The organism is Halomonas sp. (assembly GCF_014859505.1).
In the GTDB taxonomy this organism is placed as follows: Bacteria; Pseudomonadota; Gammaproteobacteria; order Pseudomonadales; family Halomonadaceae; genus Halomonas.
In genome coordinates, this window is record NZ_JACUUD010000197.1 from 1 (window position 1) to 3,809 (window position 3,809).

The 3,809-nt window shown below is 67.1% G+C and carries 3 protein-coding genes and 1 pseudogene; 2 read left to right on the top strand and 2 right to left on the bottom strand.

Features of this window, described 5'->3' with window-relative positions; genetic code table 11:
• Positions 1–175 (bottom strand): annotated as a pseudogene (locus tag IBX53_RS15220) (ABC transporter substrate-binding protein); the annotation flags it as partial.
• 396 nt (positions 176–571) lie between these two features.
• Between IBX53_RS15220 and IBX53_RS15225 the strand changes: the two are divergent.
• Positions 572–2,056, top strand: a complete 1,485-nt coding sequence (locus IBX53_RS15225; RefSeq protein ID WP_290910942.1) for a carbohydrate porin — start codon at positions 572–574, stop codon at positions 2,054–2,056.
• Between the two features lie 123 nt (positions 2,057–2,179).
• On the opposite strand, the gene IBX53_RS15230 is transcribed toward IBX53_RS15225, so the two are convergent.
• Positions 2,180–3,370 (bottom strand): MFS transporter, encoded by a 1,191-nt coding sequence (locus IBX53_RS15230; protein ID WP_290910945.1) that lies wholly within the window; start codon positions 3,368–3,370, stop codon positions 2,180–2,182.
• An 88-nt stretch (positions 3,371–3,458) separates the two neighbouring features.
• Between IBX53_RS15230 and IBX53_RS15235 the strand changes: the two genes are divergently transcribed.
• On the top strand, positions 3,459–3,809 hold a 351-nt coding region (locus tag IBX53_RS15235), incomplete at its 3' end, for a RidA family protein (RefSeq protein WP_290910948.1).

A 3,809-nucleotide genomic window follows, 5' to 3' on the forward strand; every position in this document is an offset into this window, starting at 1 on the left:
TATCGACCTCGTAGCCGGTCTGCTCCTCCCAGGCGCGCACGCCCTCCTCGCAGAGGGTCAGCTCGGCGCCGACGGCGCCGCAGGAGATGGTCAGGTCCGCCGCCTGGGCGTGGCCGGTGCCGGCCAGCGCGGCAGACCCCAGGGCGATGGCGGTGATGAGTGGCGTCTTGAGCATGGGAAAATCCTCGTCGGCTTGTTGTTGTGAATGGCTGGTCTTAAACGATTAAGTACGTGGCGATAGTTAAGACCATGGCCCTGGCCCCATCAACCTAGACTTTTGTCGAGCCCTGGCGGCGCTGACCGGCGCCGGGACGTAAGCATCTCCTTACCTCGCCGGCGAAGGATGGTCTGGGTCTGGCTAAGATGGCTTCGGCCATGGAGGGCTGCATTAGACATTGGTCGCGTTCTGCGCCTTCGGCGTTGAGGGGGTGGGCTTAAACGATTAAGTTTTGATTGGTTTGTCCAGCTGCCTTCCCCGGCTCCCGCCGCGTCTGGCACGTCGCGGAACTGAATCGATACAGATCGGGGCCGGCATGGGCGACAGTCCACAACAACAAGGGATGACATCACCATGAATGCCGTCATGTTCAAGACCCCCCTCGCCATTGCCATCACCGCCGCCGGCGTGGCGCTGAGTGGCGCCGCCAGTGCCGACAACCACGGGCTGGAGCAGCGCCTGGCCGAGCTCGAGGCGCGAATCGCCGCCGCTGAGCAGCGAGCCAATGTCGCCGAGCAGCGCGCCGCGATCGCCGAAGCCGAGGCCGAGGGGCGGTTCTCCGCCGACGAGGTCGAGGCGCGGCTGGCCAGGGTCGAGCGCCAGGCCAGCGGCGAGGAGGGCTTCTCCTTCAACGCCTATGCCCGCTCCGGGCTGCTGCTGGGCGAGGATGGCAAGAGCCTGCCGGGCGGCCCCTACGTGACGCCCGCCGGCCCGCTGGGCGGCGCCGTGGGGCGCCTGGGCAACGAGGGGGATACCTATGTCGAGGGCATCTTCAACTACCGGATGCGCTACGACAACGGCGCCCGGGCCCACTACCGGATGATGCTCGCCGACTCCGTCAGCATCAGCAACGACTGGACCGCCGACGAATCGAACCTCAACGTGCGCCAGGTCTATGCCGAGTTCAGTGACCTGCCGAGCTTCACCGGGTTCTTCGAGAACGCCTCGATCTGGGCCGGCAAGCGCTTCGATCGCGACAACTACGATATCCACTGGATCGACAGCGACTTCATCTTTCTGGCCGGCACCGGCGCGGGTATCTACGACATGCAGTTTGGTGAAAACTGGACCTCCAACTTGTCGCTCTACGGCCGCAGCTTCAGTGATTTCGACCTCATCGGCCGCGAGGATCCGGGCAGCACCGACAGTCTGATCCTCACCTCCAACAACTACGTGGGCAACTGGCAGTTCATGGTCAGTGGCCTTTCCGCCACCGACAACGACGAGCGTGATATCGGTGTGGATCAGACGGCCGCCGATGACGGCTTTCATACCATGGTGGCCTACCACGGCGACAGCTTCTTCGGCCTGAGTGACGGCAACTTCAAAGTGGCGGTGATGTACGGCCAGGGCTTGGGCGCCGAGGCCAAGGTGCTGGGCGCCGATGGCAACCTCACCGATGATGCCCAGGCAACCCGTCTCGCGCTCTATGGCACCACCTACCTGGCGCCGAGCTGGCGCGTGGCCCCCTCGATCCTTGCCGAGACCAGTAAGGATCGCTACGTGCAGGGCGACGAGTTCAACTGGGCGGGCCTCAACGTGCGCCTGGCCAACGAGCTGACCGAGAACTTCGAGATGCAGTACGAGGCCAGCTACCAGTACATGGACCTCGACCAGGGGGCTGGCGGCAACGCCGCGAGTGGAGACTTCGGCAAGTTCACCATTGCTCCGACCTTCAAGCCCCAGGTGGGCGGCTTCTGGCAGCGCCCGGAGGTCCGTCTATTTGCCTCCTACACCGACTGGAGCGAGGAGCTGAACGAGTACGGCGGCAGCTTCGGCGAGGAGGGCTTTACCGGGGGCCAATGGAGCTTCGGTGTCCAGACCGAAGTCTGGTTCTGAGGCAGGGGCCCGGCGCCGATCGGGCCCTGTCGGCTGTTTCGATCCTTGCCCGCGGACCTGTCCGCGGGCTTTTCGCAGGCCCCCCCCGAACTTTCGGGGTCAGCCACTGAGTCGCAGGCGGGTTCAGCGTGCCGCCTTCAGCGTCGTCAGTACGCCCTGGGCCAGCCACCAGCCGATCAGGAGAAAGGCCAGCATGCCGCCGAGGATGGCGGTGAATGAGGCGCCCAGGTCCAGGGCGATGCCCAGCACCGCCGGCGCCAGGCCGGTGGAGAAGACCATGCAGGCACTCTGGGTGGCGCGCACGGTGCCCAGGTGCTCGGCCCCCCAGGTGCGGACCAGCACGCTGGTGGCGATGGGCTCCTGCGCGCCCATCGCCAGCCCCCCGCCCACCATCAGTGCCCAGACGCCGAGGTGGCCGCCCATCAGCATGGCGACTCCCAGGGCCAGGGCGAAGGGCAGCAGATAGAGCCGGGCCAGGCGCACCGGCCCCAGCCTGTCGACGAAGCGTCCACCGAGCAGGGCGCCGGGCAGCTTGGCCAGGCCCATGCCGGTGAGCGCGAGGGCATAGGTCGCCAGGCTGCTGCCCAGGTCGGCGGTCAACTGTGCCTGGTAGATGAACAGCCCGGTCATGGTCACCGGCAGGATCATCAGCAGCGGCAGCAGCCGCCAGAAGCGGACCTCGCGAAAGGGGCGTGGCCCGTCCTGGCGCTGCCCCCTGGCGGGGCGCTTCCCGGGGGCGCCGGGCCAGGGGCCGCGCAGCAGCAGGGGGAGCCAGAGGAGCGACAGCACCAGCACGAACAGCCACCACAGCTCCCGCCAGCCCAGCCACAGCAGCAGCACCGCCACCAGCGGGGGCAGGGCCGTTTCACCGAGCATGATACCGAGACTGGTCAATCCCAGGGCGCGGCCGCGCAGCTCGGTGAACTCGCGCCCGGCCAGGGTATTGCCCAGGTGAGGCATCATGCCCTGGCCACAGAACCTGACCAGGCCCAGGCCAAGCAGCCCCAGTCCCCACCAGGGCGAGAGGGTCAGCAGCAGCGCGCCCCCCAGCAGGCCGCCCAGCACCATGAGGGCGAAGCGCCGCGGTGGTATCCAGTCGATGGCGGGGCCCAGGCGCAGCACGGCGAAGCCGGCGACCAGGGTGACCAGGGCATAGGTGGTGCCGAACTGGCCGGCGGTGAGGCCGAGGCGCTCGCTGAGCGGGGCCTGGAAGAGCCCGATGAAGAAGCTCTGGCCTAGGCTCGAGGTGAACATCGCCAGGAAGGCAATGCCGATCAGGCCGCGATGATCCCGCAGCAGCAGGCGGTAGCCCATGACGCCCTCCTCTGGCGCTGGCAAGATAAGACGGTCACATCCATCGGGGCCATGTTACCAGCTGGCCGCCATTGCATGAGGAGTTCCCATGACCATCATCCGTCACGACACCAAGGCGCGCATGAGCCGCGCCGTGATCCACAACGGCGTCGCCTACCTGTGTGGCCAGGTGGCCGGCCCCGAGGCGCGTCAAGGCGATATCACCGTGCAGACCGAGAGCATGCTGGCGCGAGTGGATGCACTGCTGGCCGAGATCGGCTCCGACCGGGAGAGCCTGCTCACCGCTACCATCTACCTGAAGGATGGTCACGACGTCGCCGCCATGAACGCGGTGTGGGATGCCTGGGTGCCCACCGGCCATGCGCCGGCGCGTACCTGCGTCTGCGCACCGATGCCCGCCGATGAGCTCAGGGTGGAGATCACCGTCACGGCCCTGGTG